Source organism: Streptomyces sp. NPDC045022 (genome assembly GCF_056432605.1).
The window spans coordinates 113,878-140,523 of record NZ_JBWKIR010000016.1 but is presented as its reverse complement, the minus strand read 5'-3'; the positions used below and the strand labels follow the sequence as shown (position 1 = coordinate 140,523).

Sequence of the window (26,646 nt, the reverse complement as noted above, 5' to 3'; positions counted from 1 at the left end):
CCGGCCATGGCGTTCAGCCGTTCCTACCGGCAACGGTCGACTTGCCGACGACGAGGGCACGCCGGCCGAGGTGCCTCGCCGGCTCGGTGACCGCGCTGTCCACGTAACGCGGGTCGGCCGCGTAGGAACCCGGCTGCTGCGGCGTGCCGGCACAGAGGGAAGGCGCGTCTGTGTCCGGGAGTTGGCTGGTTCCGGGAAGACGGTCCCGCGCACGCCGGCCGAGGATCCCGGGGGCGTTGGTTCCGTAGGCCGCCGCGGCGGTACGGTGTGCGGCAGTCGATTGCCTGTTCTGCGATCGCTGACCCACAAGGGGGTTCCATGAAACACCGCCGCCCGCGCCACCGTCGCAGAGGGATTGCCAGAGCGGTCGGTACGGCGGGTGCGCTGGCCTTCGCCCTGGGTGCGGGGATGACGCCGGCGATAGCCGCCGGTAAGACGTCCGACAAGCCCGAGGCCACCGGATTCTCGCCCGACCAGCCCGACCAGCCCGACCCCGCCACGCCCTGGGCGCCCGAGAACGACGATGCGCCGCTGCACCACAAGCCCGTACACCCCGAGGCCTTCGCGTCCGGCCGCACGGGCACGTCGGGTGTCCAGCTCAACATGCCCGCGCCGACCGGGCAGTACAGCGTGGGCATGGTCGGCCTGCACCTCGTCGACAAGTCCCGTCCGGATCCGTACGTGCCCGGCAGCACGTCCCGCGAGTTGATGGTGTCGCTCTGGTATCCGGCCACCGCCACGTCCGGGCACTACCAGGCGCCGTGGATGCCGTCGATCTCCGGCTCCCACTTCCTCGCCACCCGCGGGCTGTCTCCGCAGCAGGTGACCCTGCCGAAGACCGCGGGCCATGTCCTCGCCCCGGTGAACACCAAGCTCGGCAAGCTGCCCGTCCTGCTGTACTCGACCGGGCTGCACTCGGACCGCGCGATGGGCACCGCGCTCGCCCAGGATCTCGCCAGCCGCGGCTACCTCGTCGTCACCGTCGACCACACCCACGACGCCAACGAGGTTCAGTTCCCCGGCAACCGGCTCGAGACCAACAGGATGCCGGCGGGCACCCATTCCTCCGACACGCTGAAGGTGCGGGCGGCCGACATGCGGTTCGTCATCAACCAGCTCGGCACGATCAGCAAGGGCGGCAACCCGGACGCCGGGCACGCCACACTGCCCGCCGGGCTGACGAAGTCGGTGGACATGTCCCGCATCGGGATGTTCGGCTGGTCGCTGGGCGGCGCAGCGGTCGACACCGCCATGCAGCTCGACCACCGTATCGCCGCCGGCGCCAACCTGGACGGCCAGTTCTTCGGGACGGCGCCGAGCAAGGACCTGGACCGCCCCTTCATGCTCTTCAGCTCCGGCACCCACAACCGCAACAACGACGGGTCGTGGCGGACGCTGTGGTCGCATCTGAAGGGTTATCGGGTCGACATCCAGCTCCACGGCGCGGCACACCTGTCGTTCAGCGACAACGAGTGGATGGTGCCGCAGGAGGCGGGCCTGCTCGGGCTCTCCCGGGCTCAGCTCCAGCAGCAGTACGGCACGATCGACCCGAACCGCGCGGTCCAGATCCAGCGCGTCTACCTCGCCGCCTTCTTCGACCAGGAACTGCGCGACAAGCACCGCACCCTGCTTGACGGGCCCGACAAGAACTACCCCGAGATCTCTTTCGTTCGCTGACCGGAGATTCGAAGGGCGGGCCCGGTTCGAGTCCGCCCTTCGGCGTGTCCGGGGGGATGGCGGCCCCGCATGCGGCCGTCGCCGAGTGTCCTCGTTCACACGTACGGCACAGGGACGAAAGTGTGATGGTTATGTGATCACATGAGGATAGAGTGTTCGCTCTGTCGCACATTCGGGCGCTCGCGCCGGTTGAGAAAGGATCCGCTGCCCTGCCCTCCGCACCCCGGGCGCCGCGCCGACACCGCATTCGTCGCCGCGCCGATATGCCGATGCTTGGCGGGGTGCGCCCGCCGATCGCCGCGCTCGTCGTCCTCCTGCTAGTGGTCGCCGCCCTGACCGTGATCGGCCTCGACGGCATCCACGCCGAGCGAATACCGCAGGCGGTGCTGAACGGCGAGCAGCAGATCGCCGCGGACACCGCGCTGTCGACGCGCACCACGATCGACGTCGAGGCGAGCGCGGTACGCCGTACGGCCGACGCGTATCCGGCGACGAGCACATCGACCCCCGCGGCCACGCTCAAGGCGCTGGCCCCCACCAGGAAGACGATCCTCGGCAGTGCGCTGCTCGACGCGCGCACCGGCAGACTGCTGGCGGCCCGTGGCAAGCAGGTTCCGCTGGCCGGGGTGGACGCCGCCAGGCTGACGTCCGGGCACGGCGGGATCCCGCCCCGGCTGGCGACCTCGGGCGGCACGCGGCACCTGCTGTACTTCGCCGAGGTCACGCTGCCCGCGCAGGAGGTGGACCCCAACCAGGACCAGTTCCAGGCTCCGAGCCGGGCCGACCGGCAGTGGCTGCTGGTGGTCTCCGAGGCGCTCCCCGCTCTCACGACGTACGGCGACGGGCGCACCGCCCAGGTGCTGGACGCGGACGGCAAAGCGCTCGTCACCACGGCCCGCGGCACGGCGTCGCCGGCCACGGCCGACAGCGGCCTGCCCGCGGCGGCGGCCCGCGCGGCGAACGGGTCGAGGCGGGACACCGACGCCTCGGGAAGCCTGCTGGGCGCCGAGAAGGGCGGTCGGCGCACGGTGGCCGGCTGGGCCCGGGTCGCCTCGGCAACCGGTTCGGGCGACGCCGACGACCTCGGCCTGGTGGTGCTCAACCACCGCGCGGTGCCCGCCATGACCTCCGCCGCCGACCACTCGGCTTTCGCACTCCAGGCCGCGGCGGCGCTGGTCGTGATCGCGCTGCTGCTCGGGCTGGTACTGCATTTCTCCGTGCAGCGGCCGCTGCTGCGGGTGTATCTGTCCGCCGGCCGGCTGTCCCGAGGCGCGACCGAGAGCGGTCCGGCCGCTCTGGAGGAGCTTGCCTGGCCGGTTCCGGTGCATGGCTTCGGGGATCTGGCCCGGATCGGGCGGGCACTGGAGTCGTTGCGCCGGCAACTGCTCGGCCAGAGCGGCCCGGAGGAACTGCCGGCACGGCGCGGACCGGGCTACCGGGCACTGGCCATGCTCGGTGTGGCGCTGGTGGCCTGCTGGGCGGTGCCGATGATCTTCCTGCTGAACCGGGCGGACACCGCGACCGCGGTTCCGGCTCCGGTCGTCGCCGACCAGCAGGCGCGTACCGAGATCGCGACGAACCGGATCCGGCAGTCGCTCGACCACTCGTACACCGACCTGAGCGACGTGGCCCGTAGCCTGCCGGGCAGGAGCCGGGCCGCCCAGACCGAGGTGCTGCAGCACACTCTCGACGACCACAAGCAGTACCGCTCGCTGTATCTCCTGGACCGCTCCGGCGGTATCACGCTGCGGGTGGGCGGCACACCGCTGCGCACCCTCGTCCACGTGCCCGAGGGCGGCGGGATCACCACCGTCAACACCTCGGGCCGGATCCCGGCGATCGCCGCCTACGCCCAGGTCGGGGCCGACAAGGGCAAGGCCGCGGCGGCCGGCGTGGTCCTGTTCGGTGAGATCGACGTGAAGGTGCTCAACTCCAGTCTGGCCAGGCCGAATCTGGGCAGCGTCTGGGTGACGGACGGCGACTACAGGGTGCTGGCGGCGAGCGTGGGCTACCGCGCCTTCCAGGCGCTGCCGGGCTCCGGCCTGACCCGCCTCGCCCGCGCCGCCCAGGGCGCCCCGGGTACCGTGGGCACCGCGACCTCGGCGGTGCTCTCCTCGTCCTCCGGCCTGTCGGTCGCCGCCGCCGCGCCGCTGGCGCAGAGCGGCCCGACGGCCCGCCTCGGCTGGCGTGTGGTGACCACGGAGCCCGCGGCAGCGCTGCGGCTCCCCGCGGTGCAGGCCGAGCAGCGCACCATGCTCGCCGGGATCCTGGGCCTCACGCTGGGCGTGGCCTGCCTGGGCTGGCTGCACGTCGTGGTGATCCGGCCGCTGCGCACCGTCGCCCAGCTCGTCGAGCGGCTCGCCGGCGGGGACCGCCGTACCGTGCTGTACCCGGTCAACCACGACGAGATCGGCTCGGTCACCCGCAGCCTGGAGCTGATCCGCCAGGCCCTGGCGGAACGCGGCCGGGCGGCCAGGCCCGGCCACACCGTCGTTCCCCCCCAGTCCCGGCGCCAGAACGTACCCGAGCGGTAGAAGGACGGAATCGGCGTGCTCTTCCTCTATGTCGTACTGCTGCTGTGCTGCACTGCGCTGCTGATCGCCGGGATCCTGGAACAGAAGCGGCATTTCGCCTCGCTGGACCAGATACCCACGCGGGTGCTGGTCAACGGCATCCGCGGCAAGAGTTCGATCACCCGCCTGTGTGCGGGCGCGCTCCGCGGCGGCGGTCTGGTCACGGTGGCCAAGACCACCGGCACCGCGGCCCGGTTCATCCATCCGGACGCCACCGAGGAGCCGGTGTACCGCAAGTTCGGGCTGTCCAACATCGTCGAGCAGATCGGCATCGTGCGCCGGGCGGCGACCTACCGGCCGGACGCGCTGGTGATCGAGTGCATGGCGGTGATGCCCGCGCTGCAGGAGATCAACCAGGAGAAGCTGATCCGCTCCACCATCGGCGTGCTGTGCAACGTCCGCGAGGACCATCTGGAGGAGATGGGGCCGACGCTGGACGACGTCGCCCGCTCGCTCTCCCGCTCGATGCCGGTGGGCGGGGTGTGTGTGACGGCGGAGAAGGACCGGCTGCACATCCTCCAGGAGGAGGCCGACAAGCGGAACTGCCGTCTGGTCTCGGTCGATCCGGAGACGGTGACCGACGCCGAACTGCGCGGCTTCAGCTGGTTCACCTTCAAGGAGAACGTGGCGATCGCGCTCGCCGTCGCCGAACTGCTCGGCGTGGAGCGGCAGACCGCGCTGCAGGGCATGTGGGACGCGCCGCCCGACCCGGGCGTGCTGTCGGTGGAGCGCTACATCACTCCCGAGGGCAAGCGGCTGCGGTTCGCCAACGTCTTCGCGGCCAACGATCCCGAGTCGACGCTGATGAACGTCAAGCAGCTGGAGGACCTGGGCGCGATCCGGCGGCCGCTCAACGTGGTCATCAACTGCCGCCCGGACCGGGTGGAGCGCAACGGCCAGATGGGCACGATCATCCCCGACCTGGGCGCCGAGGTGGTTTTCCTGATCGGCCACCCGACCAAGAGCGCCCGCGATGCCATTCCGGCCGGCTTCACCGGGCGGGTGGTGGATCTCGGCGGCGACCGCCGGGACCCCGAGGAGCTGACCGCGGCGATCCTCGCGGAACTCGGCCCGGCCTCCTCGCTGGTCGCGATCGGCAACATCCACGGCCGGGGCGAGCTGTTCCTGGAGTGCCTCGCCGAGCTGGCGCTCGACGAGTCCGAGGACGCGCTCGACGCCGTTCCCGGCGGTGACGGCCTGGACCAGGAGACCATGCAGATCGCGGTGCCCCGGCCGCGGATCGCGATGGCCCGGCCGCCCGAGCCGGAGCCCTATCGCTGGGTGGCGGCGCTGGAGACACCGGCGCACGGCTTCCACGTCCCGGGACAGCGCGAGCTGGCCCGCCGGTTCGCCACCCGCCACGGCCGGCCCGAGAGCGAGAGCGCCGAAGACGGCCTGCACAACTCCTACGATTCGTACCAGTCATGAGGACCTGTAAGTGATCCCCGCCACCCTCACCGCACAGACCGCCGCGCTCGGGATCGCCCTCGGGCTGGTCTTCTCGCTCGTCTGCTATCTGACCACCAACCTCTCCCCCGGGGGAATGATCACCCCCGGCTGGATCGCCCTCACGCTCGTCACCGACGTGCGGATGGCCGGGCTGATGGTCGGTGTCGCGGCGCTCTCGTTCTTCGCGACGAAGCTGCTGCAGCGCAATGTGATTCTCTACGGCAAGCGGCTGTTCGCCGCCGTGGTGCTGTGCGCGGTGTTGATGCAGACCACCGTGATGATCGCCCTCAACCACGAGTTTCCGTTGCTGTACACGTCACAGACGCTTGGCTTCATCGTCCCCGGCCTGGTCTCCTACCAGATGGTCCGTCAGCCCATGGCGGCCACGCTCATCTCGACCACGGCGGTGACGCTGGCCACGTATGTGGTGCTGGTCGCCGGTCTGCTGATCGGTGCCCTGCCCACCGGCTGACCTGCCCACCACGTTTCACCCCGCACTTTCAGGAGGACCGGCCATGCACTCGGAACCCGTCGTCAGGCGCAGCCGCCCGACTCGCCGCGCGCTGCTCGGGACGATCGCGGGCGTGGCAGCCGCCGGGGTGGCCGGTGGATACGCCTGGGACCACCTCGGGCACGGCAACGGGGACGGCAGCGACGACCGCGGGGGGACGGGCACCGGCCCGAGCGCCCGGTCCACCGGGGGCCACACCTTCGAGCGGCTGTCCTCGCCCGGCCGCACCGTGGTCCGCGCCGCCGACGGCGGCACGCTCGCCACCTTCACCGACGGCGCCCGTACCGCCGTACTCACCGGGCCCACCCGCAGCTTCAGCGAGTCGCGGACCACCACCGCCACGGTGACCACGGAAGCCTGGGTGCGGGTGCTGCCGCGCGAGTGGCAGCGGGGCATGGAGAAGTCCGCGTGGTTCAAGGGCTGGTTCCCCAAGGCACTCGGCGACACCAGCCCGGACGTCTTCGCGGTGGCGTTCCAGTACAGCAGCGCCGGCGCGCCCGACAAGCACAACGCCGCCGGCGTGCGCTACGCGGGCACCGCGCACTTCGGCCCGCGCAATGCCAAGGTCAGCAACCCGCTGGACTTCGCCTACCATGACGAACAGTCCGACTTCTACGACTATCTGGGCATTCCCTGGACCTTCCCGGACGGTACGCGCGCGCAACCGGAGAAGGACCGCTACGGCGACGTCGACTGCTCCGGCTTCCAGCGTCTGGTGTGGGGCTACCGCATGGGCATCCCGCTGCACAACACCAACACCAAGGGCGCCGGCCTGCCGCGCCGTGCCTTCGCCATCGCCGCCTACGGTCCCGGCCGCCTGGTGATCCCCGACACCGGCGAGCAGCAGGCCACCGATCTGGGCGCCCTGCAACCCGGCGACCTGGTCTTCTTCGCCATCATCAAGGACCGGCCGGACTTCATCGACCACTGCGGCATGTACATGGGCCTCGACGACCAGGGCCGGCACCGCTTCTACTCCAGCCGCTCCGCCGCCAACGGTCCCACCCTGGGCGACCTGTCGGGCCGCTCGCTGCTGGACGGCACCGACTTCTACGCCCGGGGCTTCCGGGCGGCCCGCCGCCTGTGACCCCGCCGCCCGTGCACCACCGCCTGACCTGACCTGCTGATCCGAGGACCACTGCCATGACCGCCATCCCCGCCGCCCGGCCCACCGGCGCGCATCGAGGCCGCCGGGCGGCGAACCGCCGCCCCGGCCGGCCGGAAGCCGTCCCGCGCTGGGAGCGCCCGGCGCTCGCCGCGGTGCTGGTCGTCGCCACGGTGCTGTACTCCTGGGGCATCGGGCATGCCGCGATGCACCCCTTCTACGGCGCGGCGATACGGTCGATGGCCGGCGGCTGGCGCGCCTTCTTCTTCGGCGGGCTCGACACCAGCGGTTCGATCAGCATCGACAAGCTGCCCGGCGCCTTCTGGCCCGACGCCGTCTCCGTCTGGCTCTTCGGCCCGCACACCTGGGCGGCCGCGCTTCCCCAGGTCGTCGAGGGCGTGCTCACCGTATGGCTGCTGTACCGGATCGTCCGGGAATGGGCCGGGGTGTTCGCCGCGCTGTTCGCCGCGCTGACGCTCACCCTCACCCCGGTCACCGTGGTCCTCACCCGGGCCACCATTCCGGACACCGCGCTCACTCTGCTGCTGGTGGCGGCCGCCGGAGCGCTGCAGAAGGCGGTGCGCACCGAGCGGCTGCTGCCGTTGATCACCTGCGGGGTCTGGGTCGGGCTGGCCTTCCAGGCGAAGATGCTGCAGGCGTGGCTGGTGCTGCCGGTCTTCGCCGTGGTGTACCAACTCGTCGCGCCCGGCAGGCCGTTGAACCGGGCTCTGCGCTTCCTGCTGGGCGGCGCGATCGCGCTGGCGGTCTCCTGCTTCTGGGTGCTGCTCGCCTGGGTGACACCGGCCGCCGACCGCCCGTACCTCGACGGAACGTCCGACAACAATCCGTTCGCCCTGGTCTTCGGCTACAACGGCCTGAGCCGCTTCAGCAGCGATCCCACCGCGTTCGGCGCCGTCGCGGGCACCGCCGCCAGCCGCACCACCGGCAACACCGGCTGGGGAATGCTGGTCAACCACACGGTCGGCCCGCAGGTCGCCTGGTTCCTGCCGCTCGCCGTGCTCGCCGCGGTCCTGGGCGTCGTCTGGCGCTCCGGGCAGCCGCGCACCGACCCGCTGCGGGCGGGTTTTCTGCTCTGGGGCGGCTGGCTGGCCATACACACCCTGGTGTTCAGCGCCTCCAACGGCAACCACGCCTACTACACGGCCGTCATCGCCCCGGCGCTCGCCGCGCTGGCCGGCGGCGGGCTCGCACTCTTCCGGTGGGAGTACGAGGCGGCGTACGACGCGGAGTACGAGGCGGGCGGCCGGCGGCGGATGGCACTGCCGGCGGCGATCGTGCTGACGGCGGCGTGGTCGCTCGTGCTCGACTGGCCCACCCGATTCGTCTCCTGGCTGCTGCCGGTCGCCGTGATGCTCGCGCTGTGCGGCGTGGTGGGTCTGTGGACCCGCGGACCGCGCACCCCCGCGCGGATGGTCAACGGTGCCCTCGCCGCCGGGATCGCGGCCACCCTGGTCGTACCGGCCGGCTGGGCCGTTGCCTGCCTCGACCCGCGCTACGCGGGCGCCGCCACCTCGCCGCTGACCGGTCCGGTCGGCAACGCGTACCACGACGCCGTCCGTCACCACCGCTCCCTCAAGAGGATCGGGCTCGACCGGCCCAGCGCCCGCGACACCGCCCTGCTCGGCTTCCTCACCGCGCACCGCCACGGTGAGAAGTACCTGCTCGCCACCCAGGCCGCCTACGGTGCGGAGCCGCTGCTGCGCGCGAAGTCCGAGCCGATCCTCGTCATGGGCGGCTTCACCGGCAGCACCCCCTTCCCCAGCGTCCAGCAGCTCGGCAGCCTCGTCACCGCCCACGAGCTGCGCTATGCGCTGCTCACCACCGAGCGCCCCACCACTCCCGCCACCACCTGGGTGAAGTCGCACTGCAACCGCGTCCGGCCCACCGCCTACGGCCGCCGCACCGACGGCAGCTTCACCCTCTACGACTGCTACTCCCACCGGTGAGGACGCCGCCGGACCGGGGCCGCCGCCGTCGCGCGTCGATCCGGGTGGTCGCCTGACGGCCGCCGCTGTCCGGGCCTGCCCCGGCCGAGGAGGCCGTACCCCAGGAGGTGCGCACCATCGGCCGCTACCGCCTCACCAGCTCCCCGCCGTACCGCACGTCCACGGGCAGCGGGCACTTCGGGATCCGGGACAGGCGGCCGAGCGGCCGGTGGCGGGCCGTTTCGCGAGGTCGGGGTCGTAGCCTGTCCGCCCCCCGGCGCGTAACGTGACGCAGCATGAAGATCCTCATCAGTGCCGACATGGAGGGGGCCACGGGCGTCACCTGGCCTGCCGACGTGCTGCCGGGGACGCCGCAGTGGGAGCGGTGCCGGTCGATGTTCACCTCCGATGTGAACGCCGCCGTGGAGGGCTTCTTCGACGGCGGCGCCGACCAGGTGCTCGTCAACGAGGCCCACTGGACCATGCGCAATCTGCTGCTGGAGCGGCTCGACGAACGGGCCGAGATGCTCACCGGCCGGCACAAGGCGCTGTCCATGGTGGAGGGCGTGCAGCACGGCGCCGTCGACGGCATCGCGTTCGTCGGCTACCACGCGGGCGCCGGCATGGAGGGCGTCCTCGCCCACACCTACCTCGCGAACCAGATCACCGGGGTCTGGCTGAACGACGTCCGCGCCAGTGAGGGTCTGCTCAACGCCCACGTCGTCGCCGAGTACGGCGTCCCCGTCGTGCTCGTCACCGGCGACGACGTGGCCTGCGAGGACGCGCTCGGGTACGCGCCCGAGGCGCTGAAGGTCGCCGTCAAGGACCATGTGTCACGGTACGCGGCGGTGTGCCGCACCCCGGCCCGCACCGCGGCCGACATCCGCGCCGCCGCCAAGGAGGCCGCGCAGCTGGCGGTCCGTCACGAGGCGGTGCACGCGGGCCCCTTCACGGTGGCCGTGGAGTTCGACGCCGAGCATCTGGCGATGGCCGCGACCGTCGTCCCCGGGGTCACGCGGATCGGGGAGCGCAAGGTGGCGTACACCAGCGCCGGCATGTACGAGGGGATCAGGACGTTCAAGGCGGTCGCCACGATCGTCTCTGCCGCCGTGGAGGAGCAGTATGGCTGACCAGCAGGCCCTGGACGAGGTCGTGGAGTTCACCTCCGGCCTGATCCGCATCGACACCACCAACCGGGGCGGCGGCGACTGCCGGGAGCGGCCCGCCGCCGAGTACGCGGCCGAGCGGCTGTCCGGGGCCGGCCTCGACCCCCTGCTGCTGGAGCGGACACCGGGCCGGACCAACGTCGTCGCCCGGATCGAGGGCACCGACCCGTCCGCCGACGCGCTGCTGGTGCACGGCCATCTCGACGTGGTGCCCGCCGAGGCCGCCGACTGGAGCGTGCACCCGTTCTCCGGCGAGATCCGCGACGGCGTCGTGTGGGGGCGGGGCGCCGTCGACATGAAGAACATGGACGCGATGATCCTGGCGGTCGTCCGGTCCTGGGCCCGGCAGGGCGTACGGCCCCGCCGGGACCTCGTCATCGCGTTCACCGCGGACGAGGAGGCCAGCGCCGAGGACGGCTCCGGTTTCCTCGCCGACCGGCACCCCGAACTGTTCGAGGGCTGCACCGAGGGCATCAGCGAGTCCGGCGCCTTCACCTTCCACGACGGCGCCGGCCGGCAGATCTACCCGATCGCCGCGGGGGAGCGGGGCACCGGCTGGCTCAAGCTCACCGCGCGCGGCCGGGCCGGGCACGGCTCCAAGGTGAACAAGGAGAACGCGGTGACCCGGCTCGCCGCCGCCGTCACCCGCATCGGCGAGCACGAGTGGCCGCTCAGACTCACCCCGACCGTGCGGGCCGCGCTCACCGAACTCGCCGTCCTGTACGGCATCGACGCCGACTTCGGGGACGTGGACCGGCTGCTGGAGAAGCTCGGCCCGGCCGCCAAGCTGGTCGAGGCGACCGTCCGCAACAGCGCCAACCCGACCATGCTGGACGCCGGTTACAAGTTGAACGTCATCCCGGGGGAGGCGGTCGCCTTCGTCGACGGACGCTACCTGGCAGGCGCCGAGGATGAGTTCCGCGCCACCCTCGACCAGCTGACCGGCCCGGACGTGACCTGGGAGTTCGAGCACCACGAGGTGGCGCTCCAGGCGCCGGTCGACTCGCCGACGTACGCGAGGATGCGGGCCGCCGTCCAGGAGTTCGCGCCCGGCGGGCACGTGGTGCCGTACTGCATGTCGGGCGGCACGGACGCCAAGCAGTTCTCCCGGCTCGGCATCACCGGGTACGGTTTCACCCCGCTGAAGCTGCCCGAAGGACTCGACTACCAGGCGCTGTTCCACGGCGTGGACGAACGCGTGCCCGTGGAGGCGCTCCACTTCGGCGTGCGGGTCCTCGACCGCTTCCTGCGCACAGCCTGAACGATGGGGGACGAGGTGCTGAAGTCGGCGTACGGTTCCTGGCCCTCGCCCATCGACGCGGCGCTGGCCGCCGCGCACGACGGGCGGCCGGAGTGGGTGGGATTCGTCGGGGACGAGGTGTGGTGGACCGAGCCACGGCCGGCCGAGGACGGGCGGCGGGCGCTGGTACGCCGGACGGCCGACGGCACCGAGGAGCCGGTGCTGCCGGCGCCGTGGAACGTACGCAGCCGGGTCATCGAGTACGGCGGCCGGCCCTGGGCCGGGGTGGTGCGGGACGGCCGGCCCCTGGTCGTGTTCACACACTTCGCCGACCAGCGGCTGTACCGGTACGAGCCCGGCGGCGAACCGCGCCCGCTGACCCCGCTCTCGCCGGTGGGCGGCGGACTGCGCTGGGCGGAGCCGCAGGTGGACCTCGCCCGCGGTGAAGTGTGGTGCGTGCTGGAGGAGTTCACCGGGGACGGCCCGGGCGACGTGCGGCGCCTCCTGGCCGCCGTACCGCTGGACGGCTCGGCGGCCGGGGACCGGGCCGCCGTACGGGAACTCACCGACGACCGGCACCGGTTCGTCACCGGACCCCGTCTCTCGCCCGACGGCCGCCGGGCCGCCTGGCTCGCCTGGGACCATCCGCGGATGCCGTGGGACGGTACGGAGCTGCTCGTCGCCGAGGTCGGTGCCGACGGCGGACTGCATGGGGTCCACACGGTGGCGGGCGGACCGGAGGAGGCCGTGGCGCAGGCCGAATGGTCCGCGGACGGCCGCCTTCTGTATGCCGGTGACCGCAGCGGCTGGTGGAACCTGTACCGGGACGGCATCCCGCTGTGCCCGCGCGAGGAGGAGTTCGCCGGCCCGCTGTGGAAGCTGGGCCTCGGCTGGTTCGCGCCGCTGGACGACGGGCTGATCGCGGTCGTCCACGGCCGGGGGTCGACGGCACTCGGCATACTGGATCCGGAATCCGGCGAGGTCGTCGACGCCGCCGGTCCGTGGACCGAGTTCGCGTCCACGCTCGCGGTGCACGGCGAACGGGTCGTCGCGGTCGGCGCCAGCCCGCGGACCGCCTACGAAGTGGTCGAGCTGAACACCCGGAGCGGACACGCCCGGGCGATCGGCGCCCGGCACCAGGACCCCGTCGACCCGGCCTACTACCCCGAGCCGCAGATCCGCGTCTTCACCGGCCCCGAGGGCCGCGAGGTCCACGCCCACGTCTACCCTCCGCACCACCCCGGGCGGACCGCGGCCGACGGCGAGTCGCCGCCCTACGTCATCTGGGCGCACGGCGGTCCCACCAGCCGGGTGCCGCTCGTACTGGACCTGGAGATCGCCTACTTCACCTCCCGCGGCATCGGCGTCGCCGAGGTCAACTACGGCGGCTCCACCGGCTACGGGCGGGCCTACCGGGAGCGGCTGCGCGAGCAGTGGGGCGTGGTCGACGTCGACGACTGCGCGGCCGTCGCCCGTTCCCTCGCCGACGAGGGCACCGCGGACCCCGCCCGGCTCGCCATCCGGGGCGGCAGCGCGGGCGGCTGGACCACCGCCGCCTCCCTGACCACGACCGACCTCTACGCCTGCGGCACCATCAGCTACCCGGTCCTGGACCTGGCCACCTGGGGCCCGGGGGACACCCACGACTTCGAGTCCCGCTACCTGGAGTCGCTGATCGGGCCGCGCGCCGAGGTGCCGGCCCGGTACGCCGAGCGGTCGCCGACCGCGCACGCCGACCGGCTCACCGTGCCCTTCCTGCTGCTCCAGGGGCTGGACGACGTCATCTGCCCGCCCGCCCAGTGCGAACGCTTCCTCGCCCGGATCCAGGGCCGGGGCGTGCCGCACGCCTACCTCGCCTTCGCGGGGGAGGGGCACGGGTTCCGGCGGGCCGAGACGATGGTCCGCGCCCTGGAGGCGGAACTCTCCCTGTACGCCCAGGTGCTCGGGCTGACCCCGACGCCAAGGATCCCGAAGGTGGAGCTGATCACGTGAAGGAACTGGTGCGCCCGGCCCGGCTGGCCCCCGGGGCGCGGGTGGCGGTCGTCGCCCCCAGCGGGCCGGTGCCCGAGGAACGGTTGCAGGCGGGGCTCGACGTGCTGCGCGGCTGGGACCTCGAACCGGTGGCCGGCCCCCATGCCCTGGACCGGCACAGCGAGTTCGGGTACCTGGCCGGCACGGATGCCGACCGCGCCGCCGACCTCCAGAACGCCTGGTGCGATCCGTCCGTGGACGCGGTGCTGTGCGCCCGCGGCGGGTACGGGGCGCAGCGCATGATCGACCTGCTCGACTGGGAGGCGATGCGGGCGGCCGGGCCGAAGGTCTTCGTCGGCTTCAGCGACATCACCGTCCTGCACGAGGCCTTCGCCACCCGCCTGGGGCTCGCCACGCTGTACGGGCCGGTGGCGGCCGGCATCGACTTCATCAAGAACGCGCGGGCGCAGGAGCACCTGCGGGCCACGCTGTTCGCCCCCGACACGGTCCGCACCATCGGCTCCGGCGGTACGGCCCTGGTGCCCGGCCGGGCCCGGGGAGTCACGCTCGGCGGCTGTCTGTGCCTGCTCGCCGCGGAACTCGGCACCCGGCACGCCCGTCCCTCGGCGGCCGGGGGACTGCTGTGCCTGGAGGACGTGGGCGAGGAGACCTACCGGCTGGACCGGTATCTCACCCAGCTCCGGCGCGCGGGCTGGCTGGACGGCGTGCGCGGTGTGCTGCTCGGCTCCTGGGAGAGCTGCGCCGACTACGCCGAGGTGCGCCCCCTGCTGGCCGACCGGCTCGGCGCGCTCGGCGTCCCGGTGGTGGAGGACTTCGGATTCGGCCACTGCGAGGGCGCGCTCACGATCCCCTTCGGGGCCGTGGCCGAACTCGACGCGGACACCGCCACCCTGACCCTCGACCAGCCGGCGCTGCGGTGACGTCGTAGGCTGGCCGGATGCCGCACACCCCGTCCCCTCACCTCGCCGAGGGCCCCCGCGTGGCCATCCGCCACTTCACCCCCGAGGACGGCCCCGAGTTCACCGCGCGGACCCGGGAGAGCAAGGACCTGCACCGGCCGTGGCTGTTCCCGCCGGACACCGAAGAGGCCTACGCCGCCTACGCCGGCCGGCTGATCGAGGACCCGGCCAAGGCCGGCTTCCTGGTCTGCGAGAAGGACGGCGGGGACATCGCCGGGTTCATCAACATCAACAACATCGTCCGGGGCGGTTTCCAGTGCGGCGCCCTCGGCTACGGCGCCTTCGCACACGCCGCCGGCCGCGGGCTGATGCGCGAGGGCCTGGACCTGGTGATCGGGTACGCGTTCGGACCGCTGGGGCTGCACCGGCTGGAGATCAACGCGCAGCCCGAGAACACCGCCTCCATCGCCCTGGCCCGGGGGGCCGGGTTCCGGCGGGAGGGCTTCTCGCCGAACATGATCCACATCGACGGGGCGTGGCGGGACCACGAACGCTGGGCACTCACCGCCGAGATGCGGCCCGCCGGCTGATCGCCTGACCGGCGATCACGCGGACTCCGCGCGCGTTACCCGCTGTGTCCGGCGGGTACCCGCACGGTATGGACCGTTTGGATCACCTGGAACATCTGGACAAGCACCTCGTCGAAGAACTGGCACAGGTGGCACGCGAGACGGTACGCGACGAACTGCGGGAGCAGAGCCGCAAGCAGCGCCGCACCGCCATGCTCTACGCCGCCTCCGGTGCCGCCGCCCTCTACGCGGGCGGCGCGGTGGCGCTCGCCGTGGGCCTGGCCCTCGCCATCGGCCTGCCCGGCTGGGCGGCCGCACTGATCACCGCGGCCATCCTCGGCGTGGCGGCCTACCTGCTGCGCGGCGCCGCCCGCCCGGGCCACGGGCACCACGCCCCGAGCGCCCCGCAGCACGTGGTCGGCGGCACCGCGCCGGCCGCGCCGCCCAGCGGCCTCGGCCTGCCGTACCCGCCGATGCCCTCCGGGGCCCCGCCCCGCCCGGACATCGGCCCGGACACCCCGCACCACAGGGCCTGACGAACAGGAGGCGTCAGCCACGGACGTGCCCCGGCCAAGCGGCCGGGGCATTTCGCGCGACGCCGGGGCAGTCGACCAGTCGACCAGGGGCGCGGGGAACTGCGCGACCAGCCACGTACCGGCCGCACCCGACAACGCACCGCAACCGCCAACCGCCCCCCGTCACCCGACGAGCTGCGGCAGCACCTTCGTGCGGTAGAAGTCGAAGAACCCCCGCTGGTCCGGCCCGATCTGGTTCACGTACACCCGGTCGAACCCGGCGTCGGCGAACGCCGTCAGCGCCGAGACATGCTCGTCCACGTCGTCCCCGCACACCGACTTCTCCCGCACCATGTCCTCGGTGACCAGCTCGTGCAGCTGCTCGAAGTGGCGCGGCGAGGGCAGCACCTGGCCCATCTCGCCGGGCAGCAGCTCGTTGTACCAGAGCCGGTGCACCGTACGGACGCACTCCTCACGGTCGGTGCCGTAACAGACCTTCGTGCCACCGCTGACCGGCTTGGTTCCGCCGCCGCCCTTGCGGAACCGGGTCACCATCTCCTCCTCCGGCATCATCGTGATGTAACCGTCGCCCACCCGGCCGGCGAGCGCGGTGGCCTTCGGCCCGAAGCCGGAGATGTCGATCGGCACCGGCTCGTCGGGGACGGTGTAGAGGCGGGCGTTCTCCACGGTGTAGTGCGTCCCGTGGTGGCTGACCTCCTCGCCGGTGAACAGCCGGCGCATCACCTGGATCGCCTCCTCCAGCATCTCCAGGCGCACCTGCAGCGGCGGCCACCGGTCGCCGAGGATGTGCTCGTTCAGCGCCTCGCCGGTGCCGACGCCGAGCCGGAAGCGGCCTCCCGTCATCACGGCGCTCGTCGCCGCGGCCTGTGCCACCACAGCCGGGTGCATCCGGACGGTCGGGCAGGTCACCGCGGTCTCGATGGGCAGCGACACCGCCTCCGACAGCGCGCCGATCACCGACCACACGAACGCGCTCTCTCCCTGCGCGTCGTTCCACGGATGGTAGTGGTCGGAGATCCACAGCGCCTGGAAGCCGGCCTGCTCGGCCATCCGGGCCTGGTCGACGAGGCCGGCGGGGTCGTGCTCCTCGCTCGCCAGGAAATAGCCGTACTCGGGCATGAAGGCACCTCCGCGCGGGGCTGCTGCGTCCGGTGGGCTCCGGTCCGGGCCCGGGTAACCGAGGGCGACCGGGCGAAACGCCGCTCCGGGTGCCCCGAGCGGGCGGCGTCCGGGGTGCCTCGACCGGCGTACGGGTGACCCGCCCGGAGTTTGGGTGCCCCGGCCCCGGTTACGCGGAAGGCCTCGGACGAGCCACACCGGAGGCGCACCGTGAGCCGACCTCACGTCGTGATCGTCGGCGCCGGTTTCGCCGGGTACCGGGCTGCTCGCACCCTGGCCCGTCTCACCCGGAACCAGGCCGACATCACGCTGCTGAACCCGACCGACTACTTCCTGTACCTGCCCCTGCTGCCCCAGGTCGCCGCCGGCGTCCTCGAGGCCCGCAGGGTCACCGTGTCGCTGCCCGGCACCCTGCGCGGCGTGCGGCTGGTGCTCGGTGAGGCGGATCGCGTCGACCTCGACAGCCGCACCGTCCACTACACCGGCCCCGAGGGCGGCACGGGCGCCCTCGGCTACGACCGGCTGGTGGTGGCCGTGGGCAGCGTCAACAAGCTGCTGCCCATTCCCGGCGTCGCCGAGCACGCGCACGGGTTCCGCGGGCTGCCCGAGGCGCTGTACCTGCGCGACCACGTGACCCGGCAGGTGGAACTGGCCGCGGCGGAGGATCCGCGGACGAGCGCCGCCCGGTGCACCTTCGTGGTGGTCGGCGCCGGCTACACCGGCACCGAGGTGACCGCGCATCTGCAGATGCTCACCGACCGGCTGGCCCGCCGCACCCCGCTGCCCTCCGGCCGGCTCCCCCGCTGGATCCTGCTGGACGTGGCGCCGCGGGTGCTGCCGGAGATGGACGAACGGATGTCCCGCACGGCCGACCGGGTACTGCGGGCACGGGGCGTGGACGTGCGGATGGGCACGTCGGTGAAGGAGGCCACGCACGACGGGGTGCTGCTCACCGACGGGGAGTTCGTCGCGTCCCGGACCCTGGTGTGGTGCGTGGGCGTACGACCCGATCCGCTGGTGGAGGCCGTCGGGCAGCCACTGGAGCGCGGTCGGCTCGTCGTCGACCCGTTCCTGCGGCTGCCGGGCCGCGCGGAGGTGTTCGCCTGCGGGGACGCGGCCGCCGTACCTGATCTGCGGCGTCCCGGCGAGTTCACGTCGATGACGGCCCAGCACGCCTGGCGGCAGGGCCGGGTGGCCGCGGAGAACGTGGCCTCCTCGCTCGGCCTCGGCCGGCGCCGGCGCCCGTACCGCCACGGCGACCTGGGCTTCGCCGTCGACCTGGGCGGGGTCCGGGCCGCCGCCAACCCGTTCGGCGTCCCGTTGTCCGGCCCGGCGGCCGGTGCGGTCACCCGCGGCTACCACCTGGCCGCGCTGCCGGGCAACCGTGTCCGGGTGGCCGCCGACTGGCTGCTGGACGCCGTCCTGCCGCGCCAGGGCGTCCAGCTGGGCCTCGTGCGGTCGTGGTCGGTGCCCCTGGACACGGCCTCCCCGGAACTGGCGCGGGTACCGGGCGGCCCGGACCGGGCGGGGAAGCAGGCAGGCAAGGACCCGGGCCCCGGGACGCCTCCGGCGTCCGGTGCCGGTCCCGAAGGCAAGGAGGCCAGCCCATGACGAAGCAGCCGAACCGGCGGCGCACGGAAGCCGCCGAGAACCAGCCGGGCCGGGAGCCGGCGAGGAACCAGCCGGGCGGGGAGCCGGCGAGGAACCAGCCGGGCGGGGAGCCGGCGAGGAACCAGCCGGGCGGGGAGCCGGCGAGGAACCAGCCGGGCGGGGAGCCCGCCAAGAACCAGCCGGGCCGGGAGCCCGCCAAGAACCAGCCGGGCCGGGAGCCGGCGAGGAACCAGCCGGGCCGGGAGCCGGCCAAGAACCAGCCGGGCGGGGAACCGGCCAAGAACCAGCCGGGCCGGCAGGCCGCGAAGAGGCAGCCTGGTGAAGAGCCCGCGCGGGGTCGGCCCGAGGGCTCGGCAGCCGGGCATCCCGCACCCGGCCCCGTCAGGCGCACCGACGCCCCCGACCCCGCGGACCGCCCCCATTCATCCGACTCCGAGCAAGGAGACCGAGGAGACTCATGAACACCGCCGAACTCGCCGAACTGGGACAGCAGCTGCGCGTGGACAGCGTACGGGCGGCCGCCGCCGCGGGGTCCGGGCATCCCACGTCCTCGATGTCCGCGGCCGATCTGGTGGCCGTCCTGCTGGCGAACCACCTGCGCTACGACTTCGAGCGCCCCGAACACCCCGCCAACGACCGCTTCGTGCTGTCCAAGGGGCATGCCTCGCCGCTGCTGTACTCCGCCTACAAGGCGGCCGGCGCCATCGAGGACGGCGAGCTGCTCACGTTCCGCAAGCTCGGCAGCCGGCTCGAGGGACACCCGACGCCCCGGCGCCTGCCCTGGGTCGAGACGGCCACCGGATCCCTGGGCCAGGGCCTGCCGGTCGGGGCCGGCATCGCCCTCGCCGGGAAGCGGCTGGACCGCACCGGCTACCGGGTCTGGGTACTGTGCGGCGACAGCGAGCTGGCGGAGGGCTCGGTGTGGGAGGCCGCCGAACACGCCGGGTTCGAGAACCTCGACAACCTCATCGCGATCGTCGACGTCAACCGGCTCGGGCAGCGCGGCCCCACCCGGCACGGCCATGACCTGGACGCCTACGCCCGCCGCTTCCAGGCCTTCGGCTGGCACACCGTCGAGATCGACGGACACGACGTGGACAAGATCGACCGGGCGTACGGGGAGGCGCTGTCCACCACCGGGCAGCCCACCGTGATCCTCGCCCGCACCCTCAAGGGCAAGGGTGTCGCCGCCGTCGAGGACCGCGAGGGACTCCACGGCAAGCCGCTGCCCGAGGCCGAGGAGGCCATCGCCGAACTCGGCGGACCGCGCGAACTGCACGTCCGCGTCAGCGAGCCCCCGGCCGCCGCCACGCTGCGCTCCGTCACCACCGAGGTCCTCCAGCTCCCGCGCTACGACCAGGGAGAGGAGGCCGCCACCCGGGACGCCTTCGGCAAGGCCCTCGCCGCGCTCGGCAGCGCCCGCGGCGATGTCGTCGCCCTGGACGGCGAGGTCGGCGACTCCACCCGGACCGAGGAGTTCGCCAAGGCCCACCCCGACCGGTTCTTCGAGTGCTACATCGCCGAGCAGCAGCTCGTCGCCTCGGCCGTCGGCATGGCGGCGCGCGGCTGGGTGCCGTACGCTTCCACGTTCGCCGCGTTCTTCAGCCGCGCCTACGACTTCGTGCGCATGGCGTCCATCAGCGGCTCGGGACTGAACCTGGTCGGCTCGCACGCCGGAGTCTCGATCGGGCAGGACGGCCCTTCGCAGATGGGCCTGGAGGACCTGGCGATGTTCCGTGCCGTGTACGGCTCGACCGTGCTCTACCCCTGCGACGCCAACCAGACCGCGAAGCTGGTCGCGGCCATGGCCGGCCTCGACGGCATCCGCTATCTGCGCACCTCCCGCGGCAAGTCCCCGGTGATCTACGGCCCCGACGAGGAGTTCCCGGTGGGCGGCAGCAAGACGCTGCGCTCCAGCGAGGACGACCGGCTGACCGTCGTGGCCGCCGGAGTGACCGTGCACGAGGCGCTGGCCGCCGCCGACCGGCTCGCCGAGGACGGCATCCGGGTACGGGTCATCGACCTGTACTCCGTCAAGCCCGTCGACGCGGAGACGCTGCGCCGGGCCGCCGAGGAGACCGGCTGCCTGCTCACCGTCGAGGACCACCACGCGGAGGGTGGCCTCGGGGACGCCGTCGCGGAGGCCTTCGGTGACGGCCGGCCGGTGCCCCGCCTGTTCCGGCTCGCGGTGGGCGTGATGCCGGGCTCGGCGGCGCCCGACGAGCAGCTGCACGCGGCCGGCATCGACGCCATCGGCATCGCCGCGGCCGCCAAGCTGCTGGTGGAGGAGGCGGTCGTGCGATGAGCGGGGACGACGCCCGGACCATACGGGCGGGCCGTCGCACGGTGCCGATCCGGCGGCCCGGCAAGGTGCTCTTCCCGGGCGGCGCCGGCGCCAAGGAGTACACCAAGGGCGATCTCGCCGACTACTACCGGGCCGTGGCGCCGTATCTGCTGCCGCACCTGCGGGGCCGTCCGCTGATGCTGGAGAGGTATCCGGACGGCCTCGACGGGCCGCGCTTCATGCAGAAGAACACCCCGGAGCACTATCCGGACTGGATCACCCGCGCCGAGGTCGCCAAGGAGGGCGGCACGGTCACGCACGTCGTGTGCGACGACACCGCCACCCTCCTGTATCTCGCCGACCAGGCCTGTCTCACCGTGCACCGCTGGCTCTCCCGCACCGACCGGGCCGGCGGTGTCGACCATCCGGACCGGCTCGTCTTCGACCTCGACCCGCCCGGCGACGACTTCGCCCAAGTCCGCGAGGCCGCCGGCTGGTTGCGCGAGCTGCTGGACGAACTGGGTCTGCCCGCCGCGCCCATGACCACCGGCTCGCGCGGGTTGCACCTCGTCGTCCCTCTCGACGGCCACCACGACTTCGACGAGGTCCGCAGATTCGCCCACGAGGTCGCCGAGTTCGCCGCGTCCCGGCACCCGGCCCGGCTCACCACCGCCGCCCGCAAGAACGAGCGCGGCGACCGCCTCTACCTCGACGTGCAGCGCAACGCCTACGCGCAGACCGCTGTCGCCCCCTACAGCGTCCGCGCCCGCCCCGGCGCCCCCGTCGCCGCGCCCCTCACCTGGGATCAGCTGGACGACCCCGGGCTCGACGCCCGCCGCTGGACCATCGCCGACGCCGTCGAGCAGGCGGGCACCGATCCCTGGGGCGGCCTGCCGAGCCGCGGCCGCTCCCTGCAGCCCGCCCGGCGCCGCCTGGCGGCGTTGGATGGCTGACGCACGTTCCCCCTCCGACCAGGCGTGATGGCGGGTTTTGGGGATGGGTTCGCTCCTGAAGGTTTGGCCAGGCATGTGAGGGCCACACGCAGGGAGAGGTGGCCATGTCGAACACAAACAACCCACACCAGACACAGGGTTCACGTGAGTCACAACATTCACGTGACTCAGAGGACTCACAGCACTCACGGGAAACACACAGCAACACAGGGAAGAAGGCGGCGGACGATCATCGTCCGAGCCCCATGGAGGTTCTACGCCAAGCTCGCGCCCAGCTCGCCGAACTCACCGGCCTCGCGCCGGAGTCGGTGTCCTCGTTCGAGCAGACGGAGGACGGGTGGTCGCTGGAGGTCGAGGTCCTCGAACTGGCGAGGGTGCCCGACACGATGAGCCTGATGGCGAGCTACCAGGTCGAGATCGACCAGGACGGACAGCTGGCCGGCTACCGCCGCGTCCGCCGTTACGAACGCGGAAGGGCCGACCCTCGCGGCGGTGGCCGTTGAGCCACCCGCCCGGGACCCCACCCGCGCAGACCGTAGACCGACTACACACGAGGAGGAATCGCCGGCATGACTGTTGTTCCGGCACAGCAGACCGGAGGAGGAGGCGGCAGCAGCGGCCTCTACGACGTACTTGAGCTGGTCCTGGACAGGGGCCTGGTGATCGACGCGTTCGTGCGCGTCTCTCTGGTCGGCATCGAGATCCTGAAGATCGACGTCCGGGTCGTCGTGGCCAGCGTCGACACCTATCTGCGCTTCGCCGAGGCGTGCAACCGCCTGGACCTCGAGTCCGGCCCGAACAAGAGCCCTGGTCTGCCCGAGATCGTCGGCGAGGTCACCGAGTCCGGCGCCCGCGGCAAGTCCAAGGGAGCGCTGTCCGGCGCCGCGCAGACGATATCCGACGCCTTCAACCAGGCGCGTGAGGACGGCGAGACCGAGTCCCGGCCGCGCGCCCGCAAGGCTCCGGCGCGCCGGAAGGAGGAGCAGGAGTGAGCACGTACGTCTACGGCATCACCGCGCGGTCGCACCCCGCACTGCCCGAGGGCATGACCGGCGTGGGCGAGCCGCCCCTGCCCGTGCGGACGCTCACGGCCGGTGAACTGGTCGCCGTGGTCAGTGACGCCCCCGAGGGCCTGCGCCCCAAGCGCAGGGATCTGCTCGCGCACCAGAACGTGCTCGCCGAGACCGGCGCGGGCGGCTGCGTCCTGCCCATGCGCTTCGGCAGCGTCGCCCCCGACGACGACGCCGTCACCCAGGTGCTCACCGAGCGGGCCGAGCACTACCAGGAGCGGCTGCGGGAGCTGGACGGCAAGGTCGAGTACAACGTCAAGGCCAGCCACATCGAAGAGGCCGTCCTGCATCTGGTGATGGCCGAGAACGCCGAGGTGCGCACCCTCGCCGAGGCCAACCGCCGTTCCGGCGGTGGTGGGTACGACGACAAGATCCGCCTCGGTGAGATGGTCGCGGCCGCCGTCAAGGCCAAGGAGGCCGAGGACGCGACCGAGGTCCACGGCCTGCTGGCGCCGGCCGCCGCCGCGGTCAGCGTGGGCCCCGAGTCCACCGGCTGGCTGGTGAACGTGTCGTTCCTGGTCGCGCGGGATTCGGCCGAGAGTTTCCTGGCCGCCGTCGAGCAGGTCCGGAAGAGCCACGCCCACCTGGATCTGCGGATCAACGGGCCGCTGCCGCCGTACAGCTTCGTGGAGCCCGGCCCCGCCGCGCCCGCGGGTACCACGGCGAGCGCGGACGCCGGCACGCACTAGCGCGTCCGGCCCGAGCGGAAGGAGAACACCGTGGGACTGATCGGCGAAGTACTGATGCTGCCGTTCGCGCCTGTGCGCGGCAGCGCCTGGGCCGTCAGACAGGTGCTCCGCGAGGCGGAACGGATCTACTACGACCCCGCCACCGTACGGGCCGAACTCGCCCGCCTCGAGGAGCAGTTGGAGGCGGGCGAGATCACTGAGGAGGAGTTCGACCAGCGCGAGGACGAACTGCTCGACCGGCTGGAGGCCGCCCTGCGCTCCGGCGACGCCAAAGGCAACGGGACGGGATGATGAACCGAACGGCAGTGGGCCTCGCCGTAGGGGCCGGATATTTCCTCGGACGCACGAAGAAGCTGAAAATGGCGCTCGCGGTCGGGTCCCTGGTGGCCGGGAAGAAGCTGAACCTCAGCCCGAAGATGCTCGCTGACGTCATGAGCCAGCAGCTGAAGAACAACCCGCAGTTCAAGGAGATCGGGGACCAGCTGCGCCAGGACCTGCGCGGCGTGGGCAAGGCCGCGTCCGGGGCCATGGTCGAGCGGCAGATGAACGCGCTCGCCGACCGGCTGCACGGCCGCACCTCCGACATGCGCGACCAGCTGGCCGGCGGGACCGGCGACGAGGAGGAGCCGCAGGACGAGGCCGAGGACGACGAGGGCCGCGAGGAGCCGGAGGACCAGGAGAGCTCCGACCGGGACGAAAAGCCCCGCGAGAAGTCGGACAAGAGGCCCCCCGCCAAGAAGGCCCAGACCAAGGCACCGGCGAAGGCGTCGGCCAAGAAGACGGCCCCCGCGAAGAAGGCTGCGAGCAAGAAGACCGGCGCGGCCCGCAGGACGGCCGCGAAGAAGACCGCCGAGGCAGGCGGCTCCGCCCGCGGAGCCGCTCCACGGCAGTCGAAGGGCGGCGATGACCGATGACCGAGACCCTTGGATCGGCCACGTCCGCGGCCGGCAAGGCCACGGGTGGGGCCAAGGACAACCCGCTGGCGGACCTCGCCCACAGCGAGGCCGCCGACCGGCTGAAGGCGGAGGCCCAGGAGTACCTGTCCGCGCAGGCCCAGCGAATGCTGACCGGCCTCGGCCGCAAGCTCGGCGAGACCACCAACAAGCTCAACGACATCGCCGAGGGAAACAGCCCGGGCTTCGCCAAGCTCGCGCTCGACGGCGGTCGCAAGATCGCCGAGGACAAGGGGCCGCTGCGCTCCGCGCTCGAACTGGGCGCCTCCAGCGCCAAGGAGAAAGTGATGGACGCGGTCAAGAGCCTCGGGGGGAGCAAGGGCAAGAAGGGCGGCGCGGGCAAGAAGCCCACCGTCATCATGGAGTCCGTCGACGTCGGGGTGCCGCTGCGCACCGCCTACGACCAGTGGACCCAGTACCAGAGCTTCAGCACCTTCGCCAAGGGCGTCAAGAGCGCGAACCGCGCCGACGACACCCATTCCGACTGGCAGGCGAAGATCTTCTGGTCCAGCCGTAGCTGGAAGGCGCAAACGACCGAGCAGATACCCGACTACCGCATCCAGTGGACGTCGGAGGGCGCCAAGGGCACCACCAAGGGAGTGGTCTCCTTCCACCGGCTGGAGGACAACCTCACCCGCGTCCTGCTGGTCATTGAGTACTACCCGACCGGCCTGTTCGAGAAGACCGGCAACATCTGGCGGGCCCAGGGCCGCCGGGCCAGGCTGGACCTGAAGAACTTCGCCCGTTTCATCACCCTGAAGGGAGAGGCGGAGGACAGCTGGCGCGGCGAGATCCGCGACGGCGAGGTGGTCCGCAGCCACGAGGACGCCGTGGCCGAGGAGGAGCGGGAAGACGAGGGGCCCGAGGGTGCGGCCCCGGACGACGAGGGCGAGGAATCGTCCGAGGACGAGGAAGAGGGCGAGGAGGAAGAGGGCGAGCCCGACGAGTACCGGGACGAGGACGAGCCCGAGGAAGAGGGCGAGCCCGAGGAGGAAGGGGAGCCGGAGGAAGAAGGCGAGTCCGAGGAGTACCGGGACGAGGACGAGCCTGAAGAGGAAGAGGAAGAGGGCGAGCCCGAGGACGAGGAAGAGGGCCCGTACGAGGACGAGGCCGAGGAGGGTGAGGAGCCCGAGCAGTCCGAGCAGTCCGAGGAGGAGGCGTACGACGAGGAGGAAGAGGAGCCGGAGTACGCCGAGCGCGGGAGCCGTCGATGACGACGCCCGGCCGCTTCCCCGAGCCCTATGGTCAGGGCTCGGGGGCCAACCTCGCCGACATCCTGGAGCGCGTGCTCGACAAGGGTGTCGTCATCGCCGGTGACATCCGGATCAACCTGCTCGACATCGAACTGCTCACCATCAAGCTGAGACTCATCGTCGCCTCGGTAGACAAGGCCAAGGAGATGGGGATCGACTGGTGGGAGACCGACCCGGCCCTCTCCTCCCGGGCCCGCCGGGACGAGCTGACGCGGGAGAACGCCGAGCTGAGGGAACGACTGGCCCGGCTGGAGGAGCTGGAAACGGGCCGCGTACGGAAGGAGGAGGCACCATGACCGGACTGCGGTACGTCTACGCCGTCTGCCGCCCCTTCGGGACGCCCCTGCAGTCCCAGCTCACCGGCATCGGGGGCGCCCCGCCGGCGCTGCTGCACCACCACGACCTGGTCGCGGTCGTCAGCACCGTCCCGGAGGCCGACTTCTCCGAAGGCGCCCTCAAGGCCCACCTGGAGGACATGGACTGGCTGTCCGCGACCGCCCGCGCCCACCAGGGCGTGATCGACGCGCTCACCACCGTCACCACCCCGCTGCCGCTCCGGCTCGCGACGGTCTTCCGCGACGACAGCGGCGTCCGAACGATGATCGAGGCCCGCGAGGACGACTTCCGTCGCGTCCTGGACCGGCTGCACGGCCGCGTGGAGTGGGGCGTGAAGGTATACCTGGAGCCCGAGCCGGCCGAACCCGTCCCCGCCGCGGCGAAACCGGCCAGCGGGCGGGACTATCTGCGCCGGCGGCGCGAGAGCAGCCACGCGCACGAGGAGAAATGGCAGCGGGCCGAGCAGTTCGCGCAGTCCCTGCACGAGCGGCTCTCCCGGCACGCCGAGGCTTCCCGGCTGCACGCCCCGCAGAATGCCGCGCTTTCCACGACGCCGGGCCAGAACATACTCAACGGGGCTTATCTGGTGCCCCGGGCCCATTCCGAGGAATTCGTGGAACTGGTCGACCGGACGAAGGACGAGGCCCCGGGAATCCGGGTGGAACTCACCGGCCCCTGGGCCGCCTACTCCTTCACGGGGGAGGAATCATGAGGG

Annotated in this window: 25 protein-coding genes; 24 read left to right on the top strand and 1 reads right to left on the bottom strand. The window is 72.3% G+C overall.

Features of this window, described 5'->3' with window-relative positions:
- Nucleotides 1-408 precede the first annotated feature (408 nt).
- The 12 genes from AC07C1_RS26705 (at nt 409) to AC07C1_RS26650 (ending at nt 15,663) form a co-directional block, all read left to right on the top strand.
- A complete protein-coding gene (locus AC07C1_RS26705) occupies nt 409-1,677 on the top strand; it encodes an alpha/beta hydrolase family protein (protein ID WP_478942916.1) in 1,269 nt (422 codons plus the stop codon).
- Between the two features lie 281 nt (nt 1,678-1,958).
- The gene (locus tag AC07C1_RS26700) at nt 1,959-4,211 is read left to right on the top strand and encodes a HAMP domain-containing protein (RefSeq protein ID WP_478942914.1); all 2,253 of its coding nucleotides are present in this window, start codon (nt 1,959-1,961) and stop codon (nt 4,209-4,211) included.
- A 15-nt stretch (nt 4,212-4,226) separates the two neighbouring features.
- Nucleotides 4,227-5,678 (top strand): poly-gamma-glutamate synthase PgsB, encoded by a 1,452-nt coding sequence (gene pgsB, locus AC07C1_RS26695; RefSeq protein ID WP_478942913.1) that lies wholly within the window; start codon nt 4,227-4,229, stop codon nt 5,676-5,678.
- Between the two features lie 10 nt (nt 5,679-5,688).
- Nucleotides 5,689-6,171, top strand: coding sequence for a poly-gamma-glutamate biosynthesis protein PgsC/CapC (locus AC07C1_RS26690; RefSeq protein WP_478942911.1), 483 nt, complete (start codon nt 5,689-5,691; stop codon nt 6,169-6,171).
- 43 nt (nt 6,172-6,214) lie between these two features.
- On the top strand, nt 6,215-7,297 hold the full coding sequence (locus AC07C1_RS26685) for an NlpC/P60 family protein (protein ID WP_478942909.1): 1,083 nt from the start codon (nt 6,215-6,217) through the stop codon (nt 7,295-7,297).
- A gap of 56 nt (nt 7,298-7,353) precedes the next feature.
- Entirely contained in the window at nt 7,354-9,282 is a 1,929-nt protein-coding gene (locus AC07C1_RS26680; protein ID WP_478942907.1) for an ArnT family glycosyltransferase, read from the top strand.
- Nucleotides 9,283-9,557: 275 nt separating this feature from the next.
- Nucleotides 9,558-10,391 carry a M55 family metallopeptidase gene (locus AC07C1_RS26675; RefSeq protein ID WP_478942905.1) on the top strand — a complete coding sequence of 278 codons (834 nt, stop codon included), beginning with the start codon at nt 9,558-9,560 and terminating at the stop codon, nt 10,389-10,391.
- The gene (locus AC07C1_RS26670; RefSeq protein ID WP_478942903.1) at nt 10,384-11,688 is read left to right on the top strand and encodes a M20/M25/M40 family metallo-hydrolase; all 1,305 of its coding nucleotides are present in this window, start codon (nt 10,384-10,386) and stop codon (nt 11,686-11,688) included. Before AC07C1_RS26675 ends, AC07C1_RS26670 begins: the two co-directional genes overlap by 8 nt.
- A 3-nt stretch (nt 11,689-11,691) precedes the next feature.
- On the top strand, nt 11,692-13,659 hold the full coding sequence (locus AC07C1_RS26665; protein ID WP_478942902.1) for a dipeptidyl-peptidase 5: 1,968 nt from the start codon (nt 11,692-11,694) through the stop codon (nt 13,657-13,659).
- A complete protein-coding gene (locus AC07C1_RS26660) occupies nt 13,656-14,579 on the top strand; it encodes a S66 peptidase family protein (RefSeq protein ID WP_478942900.1) in 924 nt (307 codons plus the stop codon). The genes AC07C1_RS26665 and AC07C1_RS26660 overlap by 4 nt, the downstream gene beginning before the upstream one ends.
- A 17-nt stretch (nt 14,580-14,596) precedes the next feature.
- Nucleotides 14,597-15,148 carry a GNAT family N-acetyltransferase gene (locus AC07C1_RS26655; protein ID WP_478942898.1) on the top strand — a complete coding sequence of 184 codons (552 nt, stop codon included), beginning with the start codon at nt 14,597-14,599 and terminating at the stop codon, nt 15,146-15,148.
- A 68-nt stretch (nt 15,149-15,216) separates the two neighbouring features.
- Nucleotides 15,217-15,663, top strand: a complete 447-nt coding sequence (locus AC07C1_RS26650; RefSeq protein ID WP_478942897.1) for a phage holin family protein — start codon at nt 15,217-15,219, stop codon at nt 15,661-15,663.
- Between the two features lie 162 nt (nt 15,664-15,825).
- Here the strand turns inward: AC07C1_RS26650 and AC07C1_RS26645 are convergent, their stop codons facing one another.
- Nucleotides 15,826-16,782 (bottom strand): LLM class F420-dependent oxidoreductase, encoded by a 957-nt coding sequence (locus AC07C1_RS26645; RefSeq protein WP_478942895.1) that lies wholly within the window; start codon nt 16,780-16,782, stop codon nt 15,826-15,828.
- A 210-nt stretch (nt 16,783-16,992) separates the two neighbouring features.
- Here AC07C1_RS26645 and AC07C1_RS26640 point away from each other — a divergent pair, with 210 nt between their 5' ends.
- From AC07C1_RS26640 to AC07C1_RS26585, 12 genes are all read left to right on the top strand, one after another.
- On the top strand, nt 16,993-18,393 hold the full coding sequence (locus tag AC07C1_RS26640) for an NAD(P)/FAD-dependent oxidoreductase (protein WP_478942893.1): 1,401 nt from the start codon (nt 16,993-16,995) through the stop codon (nt 18,391-18,393).
- Complete coding sequence (locus AC07C1_RS26635; protein ID WP_478942891.1) at nt 18,390-18,854, top strand: hypothetical protein; 465 nt, start codon at nt 18,390-18,392, stop codon at nt 18,852-18,854. The genes AC07C1_RS26640 and AC07C1_RS26635 overlap by 4 nt, the downstream gene beginning before the upstream one ends.
- On the top strand, nt 18,851-20,698 hold the full coding sequence (locus AC07C1_RS26630; protein ID WP_478942890.1) for a transketolase: 1,848 nt from the start codon (nt 18,851-18,853) through the stop codon (nt 20,696-20,698). Before AC07C1_RS26635 ends, AC07C1_RS26630 begins: the two co-directional genes overlap by 4 nt.
- Nucleotides 20,695-21,630: a non-homologous end-joining DNA ligase gene (gene ligD, locus AC07C1_RS26625; protein WP_478942888.1), complete on the top strand. Its 936-nt coding sequence runs from the start codon at nt 20,695-20,697 to the stop codon at nt 21,628-21,630. The genes AC07C1_RS26630 and ligD overlap by 4 nt, the downstream gene beginning before the upstream one ends.
- A 104-nt stretch (nt 21,631-21,734) precedes the next feature.
- The gene (locus AC07C1_RS26620) at nt 21,735-22,133 is read left to right on the top strand and encodes a gas vesicle protein GvpO (protein ID WP_478942976.1); all 399 of its coding nucleotides are present in this window, start codon (nt 21,735-21,737) and stop codon (nt 22,131-22,133) included.
- A 66-nt stretch (nt 22,134-22,199) separates the two neighbouring features.
- Nucleotides 22,200-22,622, top strand: a complete 423-nt coding sequence (locus AC07C1_RS26615; protein WP_478942886.1) for a gas vesicle structural protein GvpA — start codon at nt 22,200-22,202, stop codon at nt 22,620-22,622.
- On the top strand, nt 22,619-23,389 hold the full coding sequence (locus tag AC07C1_RS26610; protein WP_478942884.1) for a GvpL/GvpF family gas vesicle protein: 771 nt from the start codon (nt 22,619-22,621) through the stop codon (nt 23,387-23,389). Before AC07C1_RS26615 ends, AC07C1_RS26610 begins: the two co-directional genes overlap by 4 nt.
- Before the next feature lie 30 nt (nt 23,390-23,419).
- A complete protein-coding gene (locus AC07C1_RS26605; RefSeq protein WP_478942882.1) occupies nt 23,420-23,680 on the top strand; it encodes a gas vesicle protein GvpG in 261 nt (86 codons plus the stop codon).
- Entirely contained in the window at nt 23,680-24,303 is a 624-nt protein-coding gene (locus AC07C1_RS26600; protein WP_478942974.1) for a DNA primase, read from the top strand. Before AC07C1_RS26605 ends, AC07C1_RS26600 begins: the two co-directional genes overlap by 1 nt.
- Nucleotides 24,300-25,556 (top strand): SRPBCC family protein, encoded by a 1,257-nt coding sequence (locus AC07C1_RS26595; RefSeq protein ID WP_478942880.1) that lies wholly within the window; start codon nt 24,300-24,302, stop codon nt 25,554-25,556. Before AC07C1_RS26600 ends, AC07C1_RS26595 begins: the two co-directional genes overlap by 4 nt.
- Nucleotides 25,553-25,891: a gas vesicle protein gene (locus tag AC07C1_RS26590; protein WP_478942878.1), complete on the top strand. Its 339-nt coding sequence runs from the start codon at nt 25,553-25,555 to the stop codon at nt 25,889-25,891. Before AC07C1_RS26595 ends, AC07C1_RS26590 begins: the two co-directional genes overlap by 4 nt.
- The gene (locus AC07C1_RS26585) at nt 25,888-26,643 is read left to right on the top strand and encodes a GvpL/GvpF family gas vesicle protein (RefSeq protein WP_478942876.1); all 756 of its coding nucleotides are present in this window, start codon (nt 25,888-25,890) and stop codon (nt 26,641-26,643) included. Before AC07C1_RS26590 ends, AC07C1_RS26585 begins: the two co-directional genes overlap by 4 nt.
- The last annotated feature ends 3 nt before the right edge of the window (nt 26,644-26,646 follow it).

Bases quoted from the DNA above. Each gene is read 5' to 3' on its own strand.
- AC07C1_RS26705 (WP_478942916.1), top strand. From the start codon at position 409: ATGACGCCGGCGATAGCCGCCGGTAAGACGTCCGACAAGCCCGAGGCC.
- AC07C1_RS26685 (WP_478942909.1), top strand. From the start codon at position 6,215: ATGCACTCGGAACCCGTCGTCAGGCGCAGCCGCCCGACTCGCCGCGCG.
- AC07C1_RS26680 (WP_478942907.1), top strand. From the start codon at position 7,354: ATGACCGCCATCCCCGCCGCCCGGCCCACCGGCGCGCATCGAGGCCGC.
- AC07C1_RS26675 (WP_478942905.1), top strand. From the start codon at position 9,558: ATGAAGATCCTCATCAGTGCCGACATGGAGGGGGCCACGGGCGTCACC.
- AC07C1_RS26670 (WP_478942903.1), top strand. From the start codon at position 10,384: ATGGCTGACCAGCAGGCCCTGGACGAGGTCGTGGAGTTCACCTCCGGC.
- AC07C1_RS26665 (WP_478942902.1), top strand. From the start codon at position 11,692: ATGGGGGACGAGGTGCTGAAGTCGGCGTACGGTTCCTGGCCCTCGCCC.
- AC07C1_RS26655 (WP_478942898.1), top strand. From the start codon at position 14,597: ATGCCGCACACCCCGTCCCCTCACCTCGCCGAGGGCCCCCGCGTGGCC.
- AC07C1_RS26650 (WP_478942897.1), top strand. From the start codon at position 15,217: ATGGACCGTTTGGATCACCTGGAACATCTGGACAAGCACCTCGTCGAA.
- AC07C1_RS26645 (WP_478942895.1), bottom strand. From the start codon at position 16,782: ATGCCCGAGTACGGCTATTTCCTGGCGAGCGAGGAGCACGACCCCGCC.
- AC07C1_RS26635 (WP_478942891.1), top strand. From the start codon at position 18,390: ATGACGAAGCAGCCGAACCGGCGGCGCACGGAAGCCGCCGAGAACCAG.
- AC07C1_RS26630 (WP_478942890.1), top strand. From the start codon at position 18,851: ATGAACACCGCCGAACTCGCCGAACTGGGACAGCAGCTGCGCGTGGAC.
- ligD (WP_478942888.1), top strand. From the start codon at position 20,695: ATGAGCGGGGACGACGCCCGGACCATACGGGCGGGCCGTCGCACGGTG.
- AC07C1_RS26620 (WP_478942976.1), top strand. From the start codon at position 21,735: ATGTCGAACACAAACAACCCACACCAGACACAGGGTTCACGTGAGTCA.
- AC07C1_RS26615 (WP_478942886.1), top strand. From the start codon at position 22,200: ATGACTGTTGTTCCGGCACAGCAGACCGGAGGAGGAGGCGGCAGCAGC.
- AC07C1_RS26600 (WP_478942974.1), top strand. From the start codon at position 23,680: ATGAACCGAACGGCAGTGGGCCTCGCCGTAGGGGCCGGATATTTCCTC.
- AC07C1_RS26595 (WP_478942880.1), top strand. From the start codon at position 24,300: ATGACCGAGACCCTTGGATCGGCCACGTCCGCGGCCGGCAAGGCCACG.
- AC07C1_RS26590 (WP_478942878.1), top strand. From the start codon at position 25,553: ATGACGACGCCCGGCCGCTTCCCCGAGCCCTATGGTCAGGGCTCGGGG.
- AC07C1_RS26585 (WP_478942876.1), top strand. From the start codon at position 25,888: ATGACCGGACTGCGGTACGTCTACGCCGTCTGCCGCCCCTTCGGGACG.